This is a genomic window from Streptomyces sp. NPDC034099 (assembly GCF_055575415.1).
In genome coordinates this window covers 255,226-273,883 of sequence record NZ_JBVISR010000010.1, presented here as the reverse complement: position 1 = coordinate 273,883, position 18,658 = coordinate 255,226, and the positions used below count along the sequence as shown (strand labels likewise).

At 73.1% G+C, this 18,658-nt stretch carries 17 protein-coding genes; 6 read left to right on the top strand and 11 right to left on the bottom strand.

The window, feature by feature from the left end:
• Positions 1-8: 8 nt before the first annotated feature.
• Positions 9-746: a 3-keto-5-aminohexanoate cleavage protein gene (locus ACZ56V_RS27705; RefSeq protein WP_468945949.1), complete on the bottom strand. Its 738-nt coding sequence runs from the start codon at positions 744-746 to the stop codon at positions 9-11.
• A 98-nt stretch (positions 747-844) separates the two neighbouring features.
• Positions 845-1,447 (bottom strand): hypothetical protein, encoded by a 603-nt coding sequence (locus ACZ56V_RS27700; RefSeq protein ID WP_356365559.1) that lies wholly within the window; start codon positions 1,445-1,447, stop codon positions 845-847.
• A 222-nt stretch (positions 1,448-1,669) separates the two neighbouring features.
• Here ACZ56V_RS27700 and ACZ56V_RS27695 point away from each other — a divergent pair, with 222 nt between their 5' ends.
• Positions 1,670-4,477: a penicillin acylase family protein gene (locus tag ACZ56V_RS27695; protein ID WP_468945945.1), complete on the top strand. Its 2,808-nt coding sequence runs from the start codon at positions 1,670-1,672 to the stop codon at positions 4,475-4,477.
• A gap of 16 nt (positions 4,478-4,493) precedes the next feature.
• Here ACZ56V_RS27695 and ACZ56V_RS27690 read toward each other — a convergent pair whose 3' ends face one another.
• Positions 4,494-5,753, bottom strand: coding sequence for an exo-beta-N-acetylmuramidase NamZ family protein (locus ACZ56V_RS27690; protein WP_398916651.1), 1,260 nt, complete (start codon positions 5,751-5,753; stop codon positions 4,494-4,496).
• Between the two features lie 218 nt (positions 5,754-5,971).
• Here ACZ56V_RS27690 and ACZ56V_RS27685 point away from each other — a divergent pair, with 218 nt between their 5' ends.
• Genes ACZ56V_RS27685 through ACZ56V_RS27675 form a run of 3 tightly spaced genes read left to right on the top strand, consistent with a single transcriptional unit; the run spans position 5,972 to position 9,037 of the window.
• Entirely contained in the window at positions 5,972-6,742 is a 771-nt protein-coding gene (locus tag ACZ56V_RS27685) for an SDR family oxidoreductase (RefSeq protein ID WP_356365565.1), read from the top strand.
• Positions 6,739-8,409 carry a class I adenylate-forming enzyme family protein gene (locus ACZ56V_RS27680; protein ID WP_398916655.1) on the top strand — a complete coding sequence of 557 codons (1,671 nt, stop codon included), beginning with the start codon at positions 6,739-6,741 and terminating at the stop codon, positions 8,407-8,409. The genes ACZ56V_RS27685 and ACZ56V_RS27680 overlap by 4 nt, the downstream gene beginning before the upstream one ends.
• A 34-nt stretch (positions 8,410-8,443) precedes the next feature.
• On the top strand, positions 8,444-9,037 hold the full coding sequence (locus ACZ56V_RS27675) for a TetR/AcrR family transcriptional regulator (RefSeq protein ID WP_104634664.1): 594 nt from the start codon (positions 8,444-8,446) through the stop codon (positions 9,035-9,037).
• A gap of 51 nt (positions 9,038-9,088) precedes the next feature.
• Here the strand turns inward: ACZ56V_RS27675 and ACZ56V_RS27670 are convergent, their stop codons facing one another.
• The 6 genes from ACZ56V_RS27670 to ACZ56V_RS27645 form a co-directional block, all read right to left on the bottom strand.
• The gene (locus ACZ56V_RS27670; protein ID WP_398916658.1) at positions 9,089-10,303 is read right to left on the bottom strand and encodes an acyl-CoA dehydrogenase family protein; all 1,215 of its coding nucleotides are present in this window, start codon (positions 10,301-10,303) and stop codon (positions 9,089-9,091) included.
• A 7-nt stretch (positions 10,304-10,310) separates the two neighbouring features.
• On the bottom strand, positions 10,311-11,336 hold the full coding sequence (locus ACZ56V_RS27665) for a phosphotransferase family protein (protein WP_468945938.1): 1,026 nt from the start codon (positions 11,334-11,336) through the stop codon (positions 10,311-10,313).
• A gap of 120 nt (positions 11,337-11,456) precedes the next feature.
• The gene (locus tag ACZ56V_RS27660; protein WP_398916663.1) at positions 11,457-11,786 is read right to left on the bottom strand and encodes a DUF202 domain-containing protein; all 330 of its coding nucleotides are present in this window, start codon (positions 11,784-11,786) and stop codon (positions 11,457-11,459) included.
• Positions 11,787-11,788: 2 nt separating this feature from the next.
• Complete coding sequence (locus ACZ56V_RS27655) at positions 11,789-12,181, bottom strand: YidH family protein (RefSeq protein WP_398916665.1); 393 nt, start codon at positions 12,179-12,181, stop codon at positions 11,789-11,791.
• 249 nt (positions 12,182-12,430) lie between these two features.
• Positions 12,431-12,970 carry an NUDIX hydrolase gene (locus ACZ56V_RS27650; RefSeq protein WP_398916667.1) on the bottom strand — a complete coding sequence of 180 codons (540 nt, stop codon included), beginning with the start codon at positions 12,968-12,970 and terminating at the stop codon, positions 12,431-12,433.
• Positions 12,971-13,001: 31 nt separating this feature from the next.
• The gene (locus ACZ56V_RS27645; protein WP_468945934.1) at positions 13,002-13,901 is read right to left on the bottom strand and encodes a DMT family transporter; all 900 of its coding nucleotides are present in this window, start codon (positions 13,899-13,901) and stop codon (positions 13,002-13,004) included.
• A gap of 280 nt (positions 13,902-14,181) precedes the next feature.
• On the opposite strand from ACZ56V_RS27645, the gene ACZ56V_RS27640 reads away from it, so the two are divergent.
• The gene (locus ACZ56V_RS27640; protein WP_468945932.1) at positions 14,182-15,132 is read left to right on the top strand and encodes a hypothetical protein; all 951 of its coding nucleotides are present in this window, start codon (positions 14,182-14,184) and stop codon (positions 15,130-15,132) included.
• Between the two features lie 52 nt (positions 15,133-15,184).
• Positions 15,185-16,723 carry an APC family permease gene (locus ACZ56V_RS27635; RefSeq protein ID WP_467382040.1) on the top strand — a complete coding sequence of 513 codons (1,539 nt, stop codon included), beginning with the start codon at positions 15,185-15,187 and terminating at the stop codon, positions 16,721-16,723.
• A 68-nt stretch (positions 16,724-16,791) separates the two neighbouring features.
• On the opposite strand, the gene ACZ56V_RS27630 is transcribed toward ACZ56V_RS27635, so the two are convergent.
• The gene (locus ACZ56V_RS27630; protein ID WP_467382039.1) at positions 16,792-17,865 is read right to left on the bottom strand and encodes an L-idonate 5-dehydrogenase; all 1,074 of its coding nucleotides are present in this window, start codon (positions 17,863-17,865) and stop codon (positions 16,792-16,794) included.
• Positions 17,862-18,623, bottom strand: a complete 762-nt coding sequence (locus tag ACZ56V_RS27625; protein ID WP_356365584.1) for an SDR family oxidoreductase — start codon at positions 18,621-18,623, stop codon at positions 17,862-17,864. The genes ACZ56V_RS27630 and ACZ56V_RS27625 overlap by 4 nt, the downstream gene beginning before the upstream one ends.
• Positions 18,624-18,658: the final 35 nt, after the last annotated feature.

Sequence of the window (18,658 nt, the reverse complement as noted above, 5' to 3'; positions counted from 1 at the left end):
CCCGGCCGTCAGCGGTCGTCCCGGCGCGCCGAGGCCCACTCCCTCAGTCCCGCGGTGACCAGGGCGGCGTTGGAGTCGGCCCGGCCGCCGTCCGGCAGGAACAGGGTGTCCTCCAGGCCGATCCGGGTCGCCAGGCCCAGCCGGCCGGCCAGGCGCAGCACCGGCCAGGCGCCGCCGTCCTCGCCGTGCAGCAGGACCGGGCGGCCGTGGGCCGGGCCGAGGGCGGTCAGCAGGGCGCGCGCCGAGCCCCGCGCGGTCGCTGGGTCGGTGTCCGTGACCTCAGCCAGCACGCGCAGCACCTTCGGCCCGAGCGGTGAGCGCAGGAACCGGGCCGCCCCGTCCGTGCCGGACCAGACGCCCGCCTCCACTCCCACCCCGCGCTCCATCAGGGCGGCGGCCGTCTCCTCGGCGCCCGGCTCGTGCCAGTTGACCGAGGCGTGGCCGGGCAGCACCGTCCAGCTCCGTATCCGCGCCACCCGGGCCGCGGGATCGGGTTCGGCCCAGGCGCCCGTCGTCACGCCGACCGGCACCGACGCCGGGACGCGCGCCCTGATCGCCTCCAGCGTCGCCGCGAGCACGCGCGGCGACAACGTGTCCCGCCCGCACGGTGTCTTCGGGTGGACGTGGACGTCCGTGGCCCCGGCGGCGACCGCCGCGGCCACCGAGTCGGCGACCGCCTCCGGCGACAGCGGCACCACCGGACCGTCGGCGCTCCCCCGTGCCCCGTTCACACACAGCTGCACCATCCCCTCATGGTGCCGGGCGCCACTGACAACGCCCGCCGGGCCCGGCGCCGTACCGGCCACCGGGGGTGCGGCATCCCCGGGCACACCCCCGCGGCCGGCTACGCCGACATCAGCAACCGTCCCCGCCGGGCGTCCGCGCGCGCGTCGGGCGTGAGGACGGGCCGCGGCACCAGGATGCCGCAGTCCGTGCAGACCGGCCCCGTCGAGGGCTCGTGGTCCAGGTCGTACTGCCAGACGAGGCGCTCTCCGTCGCACACCGGGCACACCGAGCCCGGTTCACGCTCCAGCGCCGAGATCAGCCGGCGCAGCACCTCCGCCAGCGGTCCGTCGGGATGGACCCGGGGGTCGTCGCACCAGGCCACCCCGAACCCGCCCCAGGTCAGCCGGTGCCAGTCGTCCACGCTGCCCGGCCTGCGCAGCCCGTCGTGCTTCTCCTTCCTGCGCCGCTCGGCGAACTCGACCTCGTAGGCCAGCCACACCGAACGCGCCTCCTCCAGCTCCTCCAGTGCGGCCACGAGCCGCGCTGGGTCGGGGGAGCGGTCCTCGGGACCGAACCCGGCCCGGGAGCAGAGATGGTCCCAGGTCGCCCTGTGCCCATAAGGGGCGAAACGCTCAAGGCACTTGCGCAGTGAATAGCGCCGCAGCGCCAGGTCGCACCGTGGATCGCGAACCTGTCTCGCCAGACTTCGGAAACCGGCCATCGCCTTGCACCTCCGTCACACCTGCACCTGTACTTCGGTCACTTCGGCGTCGTCGTACGGACGTCGCCGAATAGACGTATCGACAACCGATTCGGCTCCATCCGATTTCCGATGCCCCCCATAAGCCGATCCACCCGCTCCCAAAAAGTGACGCATGTTCATCTTCCCACTCGGGGATACCGGCGGTAACGTCCCGCCACACCCCCGTCGGGAGGAGCTGCCATGCCACGGCGCACCCCACGCAACGCCCTCGACAGACTGAGAACTCCCCGCGGCTTCCACGGGTTCCTGAAGGCCGCCTCCGTATGCGCGCTCATTGCCGGAGTTTTGTCACCCCTTTCCCCGGCGATGGCCGCCGGGGACACGACCGCCGAGGTCACGGCCGCCCGGGCCGCCGCCAACGACCACTGCGGCGGGCAGTGTTCCGACATCCTGCCGCCCGGCCAGAACGGCAACGCCACCCTCGCCCAGATCCTCCTCAACCAGGCGTTCGGCACCCAGCCCGCGCACGCCGAGGACCAGCTCGGCCCCTACGCGAACCTGGCCACCGGCTACTCCGGCCTCACCAACGACAAGATCAACACCTTCTTCAACGACGCCTCCTTCGGCGTCCCCGACGGCCAGGCCGCCTCCACCGTCCGCCCCGCGGGGCGCGACGACGTCACCATCGTCCGCGACAAGAAGACCGGCGTGCCGCACATCACCGGCACCACCCGCTACGGCACCGAGTTCGGCGCCGGATACGCCGCGGCGCAGGACCGGCTGTGGCTGATGGACCTCTTCCGGCACGTGGGACGCGGCCAGTTGACCCCCTTCGCCGGCGGCGCCCCCGCCAACCAGGGCCTGGAGCAGCAGTTCTGGCGCAGCGCCCCCTACACCGAGGACGACCTGGAGGCGCAGATCGAGAGCGCCGCCGCCAAGGCCGGTGAACGCGGCGACCTGGCCCTCGCCGACGTGGACGCCTACATCGCCGGCGTCAACGCCTACATCGACGCCTCCGACAAGGGCCGCTACTTCCCCGGCGAGTACGTCCTGACCGGCCACAAGGACGCCATCACCAACGCCGGCACCATCGAGCACTTCAAGCGCTCCGACCTGATCGCGCTGGCCTCCGTCATCGGCTCCCTCTTCGGCGCGGGCGGCGGCGGTGAGGTCAACAACGCGCTCTCCCTCCTCGCCGCCCAGGAGAAGTACGGCGTCGCCGAGGGCACCGAGGTCTGGGAGTCCTTCCGCCAGCGCAACGACCCCGAGGCCGTTCTCACCCAGCAGGACGGCAGCTTCCCGTACCTGCCCACCCCGGCCGACCCGCAGGGCCGCGCCCTGCCCGACGCCGGGTCGGTCGAGGCGGAACCGCTGGTGTACGACCGTACCGGCAGCGCCGGCGCCGCGAGCGCGACCGGCGCCTCCACCGAGGCGGCGGACGCGGCCGTGACCTCGGCGCGGCGCGGCATGTCCAACGCCCTCGTCGTCAGCGGCGAGCACACCGCGAGCGGGCACCCGGTCGCCGTCTTCGGACCCCAGACCGGCTACTTCGCCCCGCAGCTGCTCATGCTCCAGGAGATCCAGGGCCCCGGCATCAGCGCCCGCGGCGCCTCCTTCGCGGGCCTGAGCATGTACGTCGAACTCGGCCGCGGCCAGGACTACGCCTGGAGCGCCACCACCTCCGGCCAGGACATCATCGACACCTACGCGGTCGAGCTGTGCCAGGACGACTACCACTACCTCTACCGCGGCACCTGCACGCCCATGGAGAAGGTCGAGCGGCACAACGCCTGGAAGCCGACGGTCGCCGACTCCACCGCGGCCGGCTCCTACACGATGCGCGTCTGGCGCACCAAGTACGGCCCCGTCGAGTCCCGCGCCACCGTCGGCGGCAAGAAGGTCGCCTACACCACCCTGCGCTCCTCCTACCTGCACGAGGCCGACTCCATCATCGGCTTCCAGATGCTGAACGACCCCGACTACCTCAACAGCCCGCAGCGCTTCCAGGGTGCCGTCCAGCACATCAACTACACCTTCAACTGGTTCTACGCCGACTCCGAGCACACCGCGTACTACAACAGCGGCGACAACCCGGTACGGGCGAACGGCGTCGACGCCGAATTCCCGGTCTGGGCCCGGCAGGCGTACGAGTGGCAGGGCTGGGACCCGGCCGGCAACACCGCCCGGTACACCGGCGCGTCCGCCCATCCGCAGTCGGTCGACCAGGACTACTACGTCTCCTGGAACAACAAGCAGGCCAAGGACTACCCGGCCGCCTCCTGGGGCAACGGCTCCGTCCACCGCGGCAACCTCCTCGACGACCGGGTGAAGAAGCTGGTCGCCGAAGGCGGCGTCACCCGCACCGCGCTGGTCAAGGCCATGGCCGAGGCGGCCCTCGCCGACCTGCGGGCCGAGGACGTCCTGCCCGACCTGCTGAAGGTGGTCGAGTCCGCGCCGGTCACCGATCCCGCGGCGAAGACGGCCGTGGACCGGCTCAAGGCGTGGCGGTCCGCGGGCGGCCTGCGCACGGAGACCTCGGCCGGTGCCAGAAAGTACGCCCACGCCGACGCGATCCGCACCCTGGACGCCTGGTGGCCGCTGCTGGTGAAGGCCGAGTTCGAACCCGGCCTGGGCACCGACCTGTACACCGCCTTCACCCGCAACCTGCCCGTCGACGAGTCCCCGTCCGCCGCCCACGGCCCGACCGGCGCCCACGCAGGCAGCGCCTTCCAGTACGGCTGGTGGAGCTATGTCGACAAGGACGTCCGGTCCGTGCTCGGCGAGTCCGTCAAGGGCCCGCTGGCACACCCGTACTGCGGCGACGGCGACCTCGCCGCCTGCCGGGACACCCTGGTGAGCACCCTCAAGGAGGCGGCGGGCCGCACGGCCGCCCAGGTCTATCCCGGCGACGACAACTGTTCCGCCGGAGACCAGTGGTGCGCCGACTCGGTGATCCACCGCACCCTCGGCGGCATCAAGCACGGCGGCATCAGCTGGCAGAACCGGCCGACCTACCAGCAGGTCGTGGAGTTCACGTCCCACCGGTGACCGGCCGGCACCCCGGTCACCTGTAGAGCAGGTACTGGCGGCGTGTCCTTGCGAACGCCGCCAGTTCCGACTCCCAGCCGCCCACCACCTCGTCGGTGTCCGCGCCCGCGTCGATCATCGTGCGCACCCGCGTGGACCCGGTGAGCTTGTCGATCCAGTGGTCCGGCCGCCAGGCGAAGCCGTCCCAGGTCCGCTTGGCGGTCACCAGGAGGGCGATTCCGGTGCGCACCGGGTCGAAGGCGGCCCGGTCGTGCACATGGAGCTGCACACCACCGACGGTCTTCCCCTGGAACTTGGAGAACGTGGGCGCGAAGTACGCCTCCCTGAACCGCACACCCGGCAGGCCGAGGTCGTTCGCCGCGGCGGCCCAGCCCCCGTCGACACCCTCCGCGCCCAGCAGCTCGAACGGGCGGGTGGTGCCGCGGCCCTCGGAGAGGTTCGTGCCCTCGAACAGACAGGTCCCGGAGTACACCAGCGCACACTCCGGCGTCGGCATGTTCGGGCTCGGCGGCACCCAGGGCAGCCCGGAGGCGTCGTAGAACTCCGCGCGCTTCCAGCCCGTCATCGTCACCGTCTCCAGCGGCACCGGCGACGTCAGGAACTCGCCGTTGAACAGCAGCGCCAGCTCGGCGACCGTCATGCCGTGCGCCTGCGCGATCGGCTGCCGGCCGACGAAGGTCGCGAACTCCTTGTGCAGGACCGGCCCGAGGGCCGCCCGTCCGGTCACCGGGTTCGGCCGGTCCAGGACCACGAACCGCTTCCCCGCGAGCGAGGCCGCCTCCATGCAGTCGAACAGGGTCCAGATGTACGTGTAGAAGCGCGCGCCCACGTCCTGGATGTCGAAGACGACGGTGTCCACGCCGGACGCCGTGAACACGTCCGCGAGCGGCTGCCCGCTCTTCAGGTACGTGTCGTAGACCGGCAGCCCGGTCGCGGGGTCGTCGTAGCGCCCCTCGGAGCCGCCCGCCTGCGCCGTACCGCGGAAGCCGTGCTCGGGGCCGAAGACGGCGGTCAGGTCCACGCGGTCGTCGGCGTGCATGACGTCGACGATGTGGCGTACGTCCCGGGTGATGCCGGTCGGATTGGTGACGATGCCGACCTTCTGCCCCCTCAGCGGGGCGTAGCCGCCGTCGGCGAGGCGCTCGAAACCGGTGCGCAGCCGGCGGCCCCCGTGCCCCGCGGGCGCGGCCTGCGCCGTGCCCGCCGACGCGGCGGCGGTGGTGCCGGCCGCCACCGCGGCCGTCGTGGCGAGCAGGTTCCGTCTGGACAGCGTCATGCGGTGACCTCCGTGATCGCGGCGGGTGTCATGCGCACGCACGCTAACCCGCGCCCGGGCCGCAGGGAATGGAGTAGACCGCGGTTCACCTCTTCCGTCGAACATACCGACTGGTTAGTCTGGCGCTGCGGCGGAGTCGCCGCGCGGGTGCCGCAGCGGGCCCGCAGCCCAGCCGCAGCCGCGTCGCAGTCGTGTCGCAGTCGTGCCGAAGGAGGCCGATGGTGGAAGCCGTGCAGGACGCCGGAGTCGTCGTCACCGGGGCGGGAGGCGGCATCGGGGCCGCGCTGGCCCGGCGTTTCGCCGCCGAGGGGGCACGGGTCGTCGTCAACGACCTGGACGCCGGCCGGGCGAAGGCCGTCGCCGACGAGATCGGCGGCATCGCCGTCCCCGGCGACGCCTCCGTGATCGTCACCGAGGCCCGCGAGGCGCTGGGCGGCACCGTCGACGTGTACTGCGCCAACGCGGGCGTCGGCTGCGGCGGTACGGAGGCCGCCGAGGAGGCCGTCTGGGCGCTCGCCTGGGACGTCAACGTCATGGCCCACGTGCGGGCGGCCCACGAACTGCTCCCCGACTGGCTGGAGCGCGGCAGCGGCCGCTTCGTCTCCACCGTCTCGGCCGCCGGGCTGCTCACCATGATCGGCGCCGCCCCCTACAGCGTCACCAAGCACGGCGCGTACGCCTTCGCCGAGTGGCTGTCCCTGACCTACCGCCACCGCGGCGTCAAGGTCCACGCCATCTGTCCGCAGGGGGTGCGCACCGACATGCTCACCGCGAGCGGCAGCGCGGGCGAACTGGTCCTCCAGCCCACCGCGATCGAACCGCAGGACGTCGCGGACGCCCTCTTCAAAGGCATCGAGGAGGACCGCTTCCTGATCCTGCCGCACCCCGAGGTGGCGGAGTACTACCAGGCGCGGGCCACCGAACCCGACCGCTGGCTGCACGGGATGAACCGGCTCCAGCGGCAGTGGGAGGAGGCGACGGCCCGGTGACCGGCTCCCCCTACGCGGCCAAGCCCTGGCTCGGCCTGCTGACCGAGGCGCAGAAGGCCCCGCTCGACCCCGACGCCTCCCTCGTGCACGCCCTGCGCCGGGCGGCCGCCGAGGCCCCCGACCGCGTCTTCCTCGCCTACTTCGACGGCCGCCTCACCTACCGCGAGGTGGACGAACTGAGCGACTCCGTCGCCGGGCACCTCGCCGCGCGCGGTCTGGAGCGGGGCGACCGGGTCGCGGTCCTGCTGCAGAACTCCCCGCACTTCGTGCTCGCCGTCCTGGGCGCCTGGAAGGCGGGCGCGGTCGTCGTGCCCGTCAACCCGATGTACAAGTCGGGGGAGGTCGGCCACGTCCTGCGGGACGGCGAGGTGGCCGCGCTGATCTGCTCCGACCGCGCCTGGGAGTCGTACCTGCGCGAGACGGCGGCCGACTCGCCGGTGCGGATCGTGCTCACCGGGTGCGAGCTGGACTTCCAGACCCGCCGGGACGCGCGCGTGCTGACGTTCGAGCGGCTGCCGCACGCCCCCGACGCCGACGACCTCGCCCGGGTGGCCCGTGCCGGTCACCGGGCACCCGAGGGCCGCGACCCGGAGCCCGGCGACACCGCGCTCATCAGCTACACCTCGGGCACCAGCGGCACACCCAAGGGCGCCACCAACACCCACCGCAACATCATGTACAACGCCGAGCGGCAGCGCACCGGGCTCGGTCTGCCCGAGGCGCCGGTCTACTTCGCGCTGGCCCCGCTCTTCCACATCACCGGCATGGTCTGCGAGTTCGGCGCCTGCCTGAACAGCGTGGGCACGCTCGTCCTGGCGTACCGCTTCGAGGCGGGCGTCGTCCTGGACGCGTTCGCCGAGCACCGGCCGCACTACACGGTCGGCCCGTCCACGGCCTTCATGGCGCTCGCCGCCCACCCCTCGGTCACCCGGGAGCACTTCGCGTCCTTCGCGAACATCTCCTCGGGCGGCGCCCCGCTGCCGCCCGCCCTGGTGGAGAAGTTCCGCGCGGGCTTCGGCCCGTACATCCGCAACGGCTACGGACTCACCGAGTGCACCGCGCCCTGCGCCTCCGTGCCGCCGCACCTGGAGGCCCCGGTGGACCCCGTGTCGGGGACCCTGGCGGTCGGCGTGCCCGGCCCCGAGACCGTCGTGCGGATCGTCGACGACCAGGGGGCGGAGGTGCCCTTCGGGGAGCAGGGCGAGATCGTCGTCAGCGGCCCCCAGGTCGTCCCCGGCTACTGGCGCCGCCCGGACGCCACCGCCGAGACCTTCCCCGGCGGCGAACTGCGCACCGGGGACATCGGCTTCATGGACGTCCGGGGCTGGCTCTACGTCGTCGACCGCAAGAAGGACATGATCAACGCCTCCGGCTTCAAGGTCTGGCCGCGCGAGGTGGAGGACGTGCTCTACACCCACCCCGCGGTGCGCGAGGCCGCCGTCGTCGGCGTGCCCGACGGGTACCGCGGGGAGACCGTCAAGGCGTACATCAGCCTCCGCCCCGGCGCCGGAGCGGACCCGGACTCACTGGTCGCGTACTGCGAGGAGAGACTGGCCGCCTACAAGTACCCGCGCCAGGTGGAGATCCTGCCCGACTTGCCGAAGACGGCGAGTGGGAAGATCCTCCGTCGGGAACTGCGTTCCGGCAGTAACAGGACGCAGCAGTGAACGGACAGTGAAAACGGAAAGGCAGGTGACGGCAGTGCCCAGGACCACGGACGGGGACGGCACTCCGGTGCCGCAGCGGCTCCTGGCCGCCGCCACCCGGCTCTTCGCCGAGCAGGGCTACGACCGCACCTCGGTACAGGAGATCGTCGAGGCGGCAGGCGTCACCAAGGGTGCGCTCTACCACTACTTCGGCTCCAAGGACGACCTGCTGCACGAGGTGTACGCGCGCGTGCTGCGCCTCCAGCAGGAACGCCTGGACGCCTTCGCGGACGCGGACGCGCCCATCGAGAAGCGGGTGCGGGACGCGGCGGCCGACGTCGTCGTCACGACCATCGACAACCTCGACGACGCGTCGATCTTCTTCCGCTCCATGCACCAGCTCAGCCCGGAGAAGAACAAACAGGTGCGCGCCGAGCGCCGGCGCTACCACGAGCGCTTCCGCGCCCTCATCGAGGAGGGCCAGCGGACCGGCGTCTTCACCAAGGAGACCCCGGCCGACCTGGTGGTGGACTACCACTTCGGATCCATCCACCACCTGTCCACCTGGTACCGGCCGAACGGGCCGCTCAGCCCGCAGGAGGTCGCCGACCACCTGGCCGACCTGCTGCTGCGGGCCCTGCGCCCGTGACACGACCGTGAGGCGCGCCCCCGGAGCCCCCGGGGGCGCGCCTTCGTCCGTTCAGAGGTACTTCTTGATCTCCCGGCGGGCCAGCGAGCGCTGGTGGACCTCGTCGGGACCGTCGGCGATCATCAGCGTCCGCGCCCCCGCGTACAGCTCGGCCAGCGGGAAGTCCTGGCTCACGCCGCCCGCGCCGTGCAGCTGGATCGCCCGGTCGATGATGCCGACCACCGCGCGGGGCGTGGCGATCTTGATGGCCTGGATCTCGGTGTGCGCGCCCCGGTTGCCGACGGTGTCCATCAGCCAGGCGGTCTTCAGCACCAGCAGCCGCAGCTGCTCGACGGTGACCCGGGCGTCCGCGATCCAGTTGTGGACCACGCCCTGCTGGGCCAGCGCCTTGCCGAAGGCGTCGCGGGACACCGCGCGGCGGCACATCAGCTCGATGGCGCGCTCGGCCATGCCGATCAGCCGCATGCAGTGGTGGATCCGGCCGGGACCGAGCCGGGCCTGGGCGATGGCGAAGCCGCCGCCCTCCTCGCCGATCAGGTTCGACACCGGCACGCGCGCGTGGTCGAACGTCACCTCGGCGTGGCCGCCGTGGTAGTGGTCCTCGTAGCCGAAGACCTGCATCGCCCGGTTCACGGTCACGCCGGGCGTGTCGCGCGGGACCAGCACCATCGACTGCTGGCGGCGGATGTCCTCGCCGTCCGGGTCGGTCTTGCCCATCACGATGAAGATCCGGCAGTCCGGGTTCATCGCCCCGGAGATGTACCACTTGCGGCCCGTGACGACGTACTCGTCGCCGTCGCGCTCGATGTGCGTGGTGATGTTCGTGGCGTCCGAGGAGGCCACGTCCGGCTCGGTCATCGCGAACGCGGAGCGGATCTCCCCGGCGAGCAGCGGCTCCAGCCACTGCTTCTGCTGCGCCTCGTCGGCGAACTGGGCCAGCACCTCCATGTTCCCGGTGTCCGGCGCCGCGCAGTTCGTCGCGGTCGGCGCCAGCTGCGGGCTGCGGCCGGTGATCTCGGCGAGCGGGGCGTACTGGAGGTTGGTGAGACCGGCGCCGTGCTCGGCGTCGGGCAGGAACAGGTTCCACAGGCCCTGGCGGCGGGCCTCGGCCTTGAGGTCCTCCACGACCTGCGGGGTGTCCCACGGGGAGGCGAGCCGGGCGCGCTGCTCGTGGGCGACCTGTTCGGCCGGGTAGACGTACTCGTCCATGAAGGCGAGCAGCTTGGCGCGGAGTTCCTCGGTGCGTGCGTCGTACGCGAAGTCCATGGCGGGGTCAGCCCTTCTGAAGGGTGGTCAGGCCGTGCTCGATGAAGACGGGGACGAGGTCGCCGATGCGGTCGAAGCCGCGGCCGACCGTCTGGCCCAGCGTGTAGCGGTAGTGGATGCCCTCCAGGATCACGGCGAGCTTGAACCAGGCGAACGCCGTGTACCAGGCGACCGTGGAGACGTCGCGTCCCGAGCGGGCGGCGTACCGCTCGATCAGCTCGGCGGGGGCGGGGTGGCCGGGGGCCTGGGCGGTGGTGGAGACGGGGGAGTCGGGCATGCCGAGCGGGCTGCTGTACATCACCAGCAGGCCCAGATCGGTCAGCGGATCGCCGAGCGTGGACATCTCCCAGTCGAGGATCGCCCGGATCTCGTCGTCCTCGCCGCCGATCAGGACGTTGTCGAGGCGGTAGTCGCCGTGCACGACCGTCGGGGCGGGGGAGCGGGGCAGCTCCCGGCCGAGGGTGGCGTGCAGCTCGTCGATACCGGCCAGGTCGCGGTTGCGGGAGGCGTCGAGCTGCTTGGCCCAGCGGCGCAGCTGGCGGTCCAGGAAGCCCTCCGGGCGGCCGAAGTCCGCGAGGCCCACCTCGGCGGGGTCCACGGCGTGCAGTCCGACCAGGGTGTCGACCAGGTTCAGCACGGCGGCGCGGGTGCGCTCGGGCCCGAGGGGGGCGAGCTGCTCGGCGGTGCGGAACGGGGTGCCGTCCACGAACTCCATCACGTAGAAGGGCGCCCCCAGCACCTCCTCGTCCTCGCACAGCAGCACCGGGCGCGGCACGGGCACGTCGGTCGGGTACAGCGCGTCGATGACACGGTGCTCGCGCCGCATGTCGTGCGCGGTGGCCAGCACGTGGCCGAGCGGCGGGCGTCGCACGACCCAGCGGTCGGTGCCGTCCGAGACGGCGTAGGTGAGGTTCGACCGTCCGCCCTCGATCAGCCGGCCGGACAGCGGGCCGGTGACCAGGCCCGGCCGCTCGCGGTCGAGCAGGACGCGCAACCGGTCGAGATCGAGTCCGGGCGGGTGGTCGGGGCTCATCGTCTCTCCCTGGGACGGGTGAACAGTACCCGACACATGATGCCGACCGGTCGGTATGCCGTCCAGTGGGCGGGCGGAACGTGATCGGCGTTACGGCCGGTCCCAAGGGGCTTCCCCGCCTCAGAACACCAGGAACGCCCCGCAGACGGCGAGGGCCAGCGTGCACAGGGCCGCGGCGGCGGCGTGCGCCGGAGTGAGGGCGCGCGGCCTGTTCGCCGCGGCGAGGGTGGCGATACGGCCGTGGGCGATCCGCAGGAAGGCCAGCCAGAGGGCGCAGCACAGGACGGCGGCGAGCACCGGGACGGCCGTCGCACCGCCGTGCAGCGCGGTCTTCGCGGCGAGTACGGCGACGACGGTGCCGGACAGCGTGGTGCGGCGCCAGGCGAGCCGGGTGCGCTCGGGCTGGAGCCCGGGGTCGCGGTCCGCGGGTGCCGGGTCGGCGCCGCCCACGCTCAGCCCTCCCAGCCGACGAGGACCACGACGACCATCACCACGGCGACCACGGCGACGACCAGGCTGAGCAGCGCCGGGAAGCGCGAGACGGGGAGGTCCTCGCCCCGGCGCATGGCGCGTTCGCAGCGCGCCCAGTGGTTCACGGCCCGCAGCGAGCACAGCACACCGGCGGCGAGCAGCGCGAGCGCGAGCCCGACCCGCCAGCCCCAGCGCAGGTCGGGCAGGAACTGGTCCACGGCGAACCCGCCGCCGATCAGCGCGAGGGCGGTACGCAGCCAGGCCAGGAACGTACGCTCATTGGCCAGCGAGAACCGGTAGTCGGGCGTACCCCCCTCCCGCCGCACCTCCCCGGGCACGAACCACAGCCGAACGTTCCGCACGAATTCACTCACCCAGGGACCATATCCGGCAGTCCCGCCGCCGCTGCGGGCAGCCGCCCCGCCCCCCACCTGCGGGCAGTCGTGCCTCCCCCAGTGCCTGAACGGCCTGGGAGGTACCCCCAGGCGGCACGGGTGGGCGGTGGGGGTACCTCCCGCTCATGGGGGTCCCCCCGCGCGAGCGCAGCCGAGCGTGGGGGAGAAGCCGAGAGCGGGGGAGGCACCCGGCCCGCGTCCCCCCCCCCGCCCCGCACCCACGCCGGGTCACCGCACCGACGCCGGTCCACCGAAACCCCGCCGAGCCCGCAGCCGCGCGTACGCCGCCACCCCGTCCGGCACGAACTCCCACTCACCCTCCCCGAGCCGCCCCTCCAGCTCCCCCTCGGAGAGGAACCCGTGCCACGCCACCTCCTCCGCCTGGGGAGACACCGGTCCCGCCACCCGCACCTCGTACACCGCCGACCACCAGGTCCGTCCGGCGCCGTCGTCGTACAGGAACTTGAACAGGTACTCCGGCCGCGGCAGCCCGCTCACCCCCAGTTCCTCCTCCGCCTCCCGCAGCGCCGCGTCGTCGTAGGACTCGCCCGCGCCCACCACCCCGCCGACGAACATGTCGTACAGCGAAGGGAACACCAGCTTCGAAGCCGTACGGCGGTGGACGAAGACCCGGCCCTCCGGGTCGCGGGCCCACACGAACACGCATCGGTGCCGCAGCCCCCGGGTGTACGCGTCGCCCCGCCGGGCCCGCCCGACGACGCGGTCGTTCTCGTCGACGACGTCTAGGATCTCGTCAGCAGAACTCATCCGCCCATCCAAGCAGCAGACGCCGCTGGCCTCAGCGCCGCTCCAGCGCCGGTTCGCGCCCGCTCTCGCCCGTGCCCGTCCCCTGCGGCATCGCCGGGTGCAGGCCCAGCAGGACGATGCCCGCCACGACCGCCGCGAGGGCGCCCGCCTGCCACGCGAGCGCTCCGGCGTCGGTGTGCAGCCGGTCGCCGAGGAAACCGACCCCGCAGGCGATGCCCGCGAGCGGCTGGGCCGCCGTCAGCGCGGGCAGCGACCGGCGCAGGGGCGCCGTCTCGAAGGCGCTCTGGACCAGAACCAGACCGGTGATGCCCAGCACCACCACGGCGTACGGCTGCCAGCCCGTCAGCAGGTCCGCGAGGCCGCCCGCCGAGAAGCGCCGGCCGCTCACCCGGGTCAGCGCGTCCTGCACCCCGTACAGCAGACCGGCGGCCAGGGCCAGCAGCGTCGGGCCCCAGGTCAGCCGCAGGCGCCCGGCGCACAGCGTGAGCAGGAGGGCGAGGCCCAGCATCACCCCGACGATCAGCCAGTGCCGCAGCGGATCGGTCACCGCGCTGCCCCCGCGCGGCTCGCCCGCCAGGATGAACGCGGTCACCCCGCCCGCGAGCAGCGCGAGCCCGGCCCAGCCCTGGCGGCCCAGCGGCTGCCGGGTCTGGATGCGGGAGAGGGCGAGGGCGAACAGGAGGTTCGTCGCCAGGAGGGGTTCGACGAGGGTCAGTTCACCGCCGCCCAGCGCGAGCGCCCCCAGCACCATGCCGGCCACCATCAGTCCCATGCCGGCCAGCCAGCGCGGCACCCGCACGAGGTCGAGCAGGAGGCGGGGCGAGAGGAAGTCGCCCAGCGGGGCGCGCTCGGCCGCGTTCTGCTGGAGGACGAAACCGAGACCCAGACAGCACGCGGCGCACACGGCGAGAACCAGAACGAGAACCGACACGCTGCGCACCTCGATCGTCGGTCGGGTCACGGGGCGTCGGGGACGACTCTAGTGCGGGTGGGTACCGGACGCCGGGCGAGTGACGCATTCGGGGTGGGGGAGGCGTGGCGGTCGGCATCAACTTCCCCTGGAGTAACTCCTGTTGACGCGTGTAACGGACTGATTCCCCTTGACGTCAAGCGTTGGCTGCCGGTTTGCTGTGCGTGATCAGTTCATGGCAATCCGGTCATGGAAATCCGGCTACGACGACCTACCGCGTCGCGTGAGGAAGTTTCCCGCGGTGTCCCCACCCCCGCCTCCCCTCGGCCGCGGCCGCAAACGCGCGGCCCAGACCCTCGACGAGGCCCTCGACGACGCCGAACTGATCGCCGTACGCGGTGCGTTGGCTCAGGGACGCTGGCAGTCCGTGCGCTCCCTGCTGGTCCACACGGGTGACGACTGGGACCGCCGGGGACACCGGGTGGCGGTGCTCGCCGAGGAGCCCCACTGCGCCCCCTGGGCCCGCGAGTGGCTGCTGGCCGAACCCGACTCCGCCGACGCCTCGGTGCTGCTCGCCGTCGCCCTGGTCCACCGGGCCCTGCGGGGCAGGGAGGAGCCCGCCCGGGTCCGCGAGGCGTGCCGGGACGCGGCCGCCCTGGTGCCGGACGATCCCACGCCCTGGCTCGGCCTCCTCATGCTGGAGCGCTCCCTGGGCCCGGACGAGGACGTCGTCCGGGTCTTCGACGAGGTGCGCGGACGGTACGCCGACCACCACCACGCCCACCACCTGATGGCGGCCCGGCTCGCCGAGCGCGGCGGCGACGGCGGCCCCGACCCGCTGCACGAGGTGTACGACTTCGCCAACTGGGCCGCCGAGCAGGCCCCCGCCGACTCCCCGCTGGCCATCCTCCCGGTCGTCGCGCACGCCGAGCGCTACCGCGTGCTGGCCGCCGCCGGGCACGCGTCCCCCGACCCGGCCGCCTCGGGGCACTGGGCCGGCCGGCGCGCCCGGCTGGTGATGAAGGCGGCCTTCGACTGGTGGCTGGAGTGGGAGCAGGACGGCCACCCGCGCCGGCTGATCGACCTCAACTTCCTCGCCCACGCCAAGTCCTGCGAGGGCCGCGGCGCCGAGGCCGCCGCCCTGTTCCACCGCATCGGCGAGCACGCCACCCCGGCCCCGTGGTCGTACCCGGACCGCGAGCCGTTCCCCGCCTTCCGGGCCGCCCGGGCCGGCGCGCTCGGTACGGCCTGACCGCCCGGAAGACCCGACGCACACCACCCACACGAGAGAAGGACGTCCTGCGATGACCACGGGCAGTTCGAGCACGAGCAGAACCGCGAGCGGTGGCGCCGTCAGCACCTTCAAGGGCGAGGAGCGCGCGCTGCGCGCCGACCGGCTGGGCACGGGTGGGCTGCTCCTGTCCGTGCTCGCCGCGACCGCCCCGCTGATGGTGGTCGCGGGCGTGATGCCCACCACCTTCGCGGTCATGGGCATCGTCGGACAGCCACTGCTCTTCGTGGTGCTGGGCGTGGTGCTGATCCTCTTCAGCATCGGGTACGCCGAGATGAGCCGGCACGTCCACAACGCGGGCGCCTTCTACGCCTACATCTCCCGCGGACTCGGCGGCACCGCCGGCGCGGGCGCCGCCCTGGTCGCGCTGGTCGCCTACAACGCCCTCCAGGTCGGCATCTACGGCATCTTCGGCTTCGAGGTCTCCGGCCTGCTGTCCACCTACGCCGACCTCGACGTGGCCTGGTGGATCCCGGCCCTGCTGGCGGTCCTCGCGGTCGGCACGCTGGGCTGGCTGAAGATCGACGTCAACGCGCGCGTACTGGGCGTCCTGCTGCTCATCGAGGTCGTGCTCGTGGTGGTGTTCGACATCGCCGCCGTCGCCGACCCCGGGGCCCAGGGGCTGTCGCTGCACGCCTTCGATCCGGACACGCTGACCGGCGCCGGGGTCGGCACCGCGCTCTGCTTCTGCATCGCCGCCTTCCTCGGTTTCGAGCAGGCGCCGGTGTACGCCGAGGAGACCAGCCGGCCGCACGTGCTGGTCCCGCGTGTCATGTTCCTGGCGGTCGGCGGGGTCGCCGTCTTCTTCGCGCTCAGCAGCTGGGCCCTGACCGTGGCCACCGGCCCCGACAGGATCGTCGGCACCGCGCAGGAACAGAGCGCCGGACTGCTGTTCTTCCTGACCGAGTCACGGCTCGGCGACACCTTCACCGACGTGCTCCACGTCCTGTTCGTCACCGGCATGTTCGCCGCCCTGCTCAGCTTCCACAACGTCGTCGCCCGCTACGCCTTCGCCATGGGCCGCGAGGGCCTGCTGCCCGCCGCCTTCGGACGGACCAGCGGCACCAGCGGCGCGCCCGGCACCGGCTCGCTGCTCCAGACCGCCGTGTCCGCGGTCGTCGTCATCGGCTTCGCGATCGCCGACGACAAGCCCCACGGAGACCCTACGGAGCCCGTGCTGCACCTGTTCACCTGGGGCGGCAACATCGGGGCCCTGGGCGTGATCGTGCTGATGGCCGCCGCCTCGTTCTCCGTCGTCGCCTTCTTCGTCCGGCGCGGGGCCGCCGGGGCCCAGGGCGTACGCCTGGCCACCTCCACCGTCGCGGGCCTCGCCCTGCTGGTGATCGCCGGCTACACGGTCAAGGACTTCGACGTCCTCGTCGGCGCGGGACCCGGCTCCGCCCTCAGCTGGGCGCTGCCCGGCATCATCGGCCTCGCCGCGGTCGCCGGAGTGGTGCAGGGCCTGATCCTGCGCTCCCGCGCCCCCGAGCGGCACGCCCGCATCGGCCAGGGCAACGAGGCGTTCCAGCTGGACAAGGCCGCCTCCTCCTGACACCGGGCCGGGAAGGGGGGAGGGGCGGGCCGGGGCGCGGCGCGTCCGGTCTCCACCCCCACCCCCGCTCAGGCGGCCGGGGCCGCGCCGAAGTCCAGCAGCACCTTGCAGGACCGGCCGCGGTCCGCGGCCAGCTCGAACGCCGACGCCGCGTCCCGCACCGGCACCACCGCGCTGACCAGCGCGTCGAACGCGGGCTCGGCCGCGAGCAGGCGCAGCGCGTCGTCGAACTCGCCGTCGAAACGGAACGCCCCGCGCAGCTCGATCTCACGGCTCACCAGCAGGTTCCCGGCGAAGGGACTCTGCCCCGGGGGCAGCATGCCGAGCTGGACGACCACGCCGCCGCGCCGCACCAGCCGCACACAGGTGCCGAGCCCCGCGGCCACCCCGGAGGCCTCGACCGCCGCGTCCACGTCCACCGGCCAACCCGGGTCGTCCGGGTCGTCCGCCCGTACGAGGGTGTCGGCACCGGCGGCCCGCGCGTACTCCAGGGCCGCGGGCAGCAGGTCCGTCACCGTCACGTGTGCCGCGCCCGCCGCCTTCGCCGCCGCGACCACCAGGCAGCCGATCGGCCCGGCCCCCGTGACCAGCACGTGACGCCCCGCCAGCTCCCCGGCCCGGCGTACGGCGTGCAGCGCGACGGACAGCGGCTCGGCGAGCGCGCCCCGGCGCGGGTCCAGACCGGCCGGGAGGGTGCGCAACTGCCCGGCGGGGACGACGATCCGCCCCGCGAAACCGCCCTGGACGTGCGGGAAACGGGCCGCGCTGCCCAGGTACCGGGTGTCCCGGCAGACATTGCGCCGCCCGTCCACGCACTCCGGGCACACCCCGCACGGGGTCGCCGGATGCACCGCGACGGACGTACCGGCCACCGGACCGCGTGTGTCCGGGGAGCCGTACGCCACGACCGTGCCGACCACCTCGTGCCCGAGCAGCATCGGCTCCCGCAGGCGGAAGTCGCCGACGCCGCCGTGCCGCCAGTAGTGCAGGTCGGAGCCGCAGACGCCGCCGTAGCGCACGGCGACCAGCGCCTCACCCGGCCCCGGGCGGGGGACGGGCACGTCCTCGACCCGCAGGTCGCCCGCGCCGTGGATCACACAGCCCGGCGCGACAGCTGCTCCGGCGCCCTCCGCGGTGCTCACAGGACGCTCGTCATTCCGCCGTCGACGTACAGGATCTGGCCGCCGACGAAGTCCGCGGCGGGCGAGGCGAGGAACAGCAGCCCGCCCACCAGGTCCTCCGTACGGCCCCACCGGCCGGCCGGAGTGCGGCCGCGCACCCAGGCGCTGAACTCCTCGTCCTCGACGAGCGGCCGGGTCAGCTCGGTCTCGATGTAGCCGGGGCCGAGGCCGTTGACCTGGACGCCGTGCGGGCCCCAGTCGGCGCACATGCCCTTGGTGAGCATCTTCAGCGCGCCCTTGGTGGCCGCGTAGGGCGCGATACCCGGGCGGACCACCTCGCTCTGCAGCGAGCAGATGTTCACGATCTTGCCGTGGCCGCGTTCCGTCATCCGGCGCGCCGCCTCCCGGCCCACCAGGAAGGCGCTGGTCAGATTCGTGTCCAGGATGCGGTGCCAGTCGGCGTCCGCGAACTGGAGCAGGGGCGCCCGCAGCTGCATCCCGGCGTTGTTGACCAGGATGTCGAGCGGGCCCACCCGCTCCTCGACCTCCGCGATCCCGGCGGTCACGGACGGACCGTCGGTCACGTCGAACACCGCCGTGTGGACCTCGCCGGGCAGTCCGGCGGCGGCCTCGGCGAGGCGGTCGCCGTCGCGTCCGTTCAGGATCACCCGGCAGCCGGCCTCCGCGAGGCCCCGGGCCAGCGCCAGCCCGATGCCCCGGCTGGAGCCGGTCACCAGGGCGGTGCGCCCGCCGATGTCGAAGAGGGGGTGGGCCGTCATCGTCGTACTCCCGTTCCTTCTGGTCGGTGCGTGGT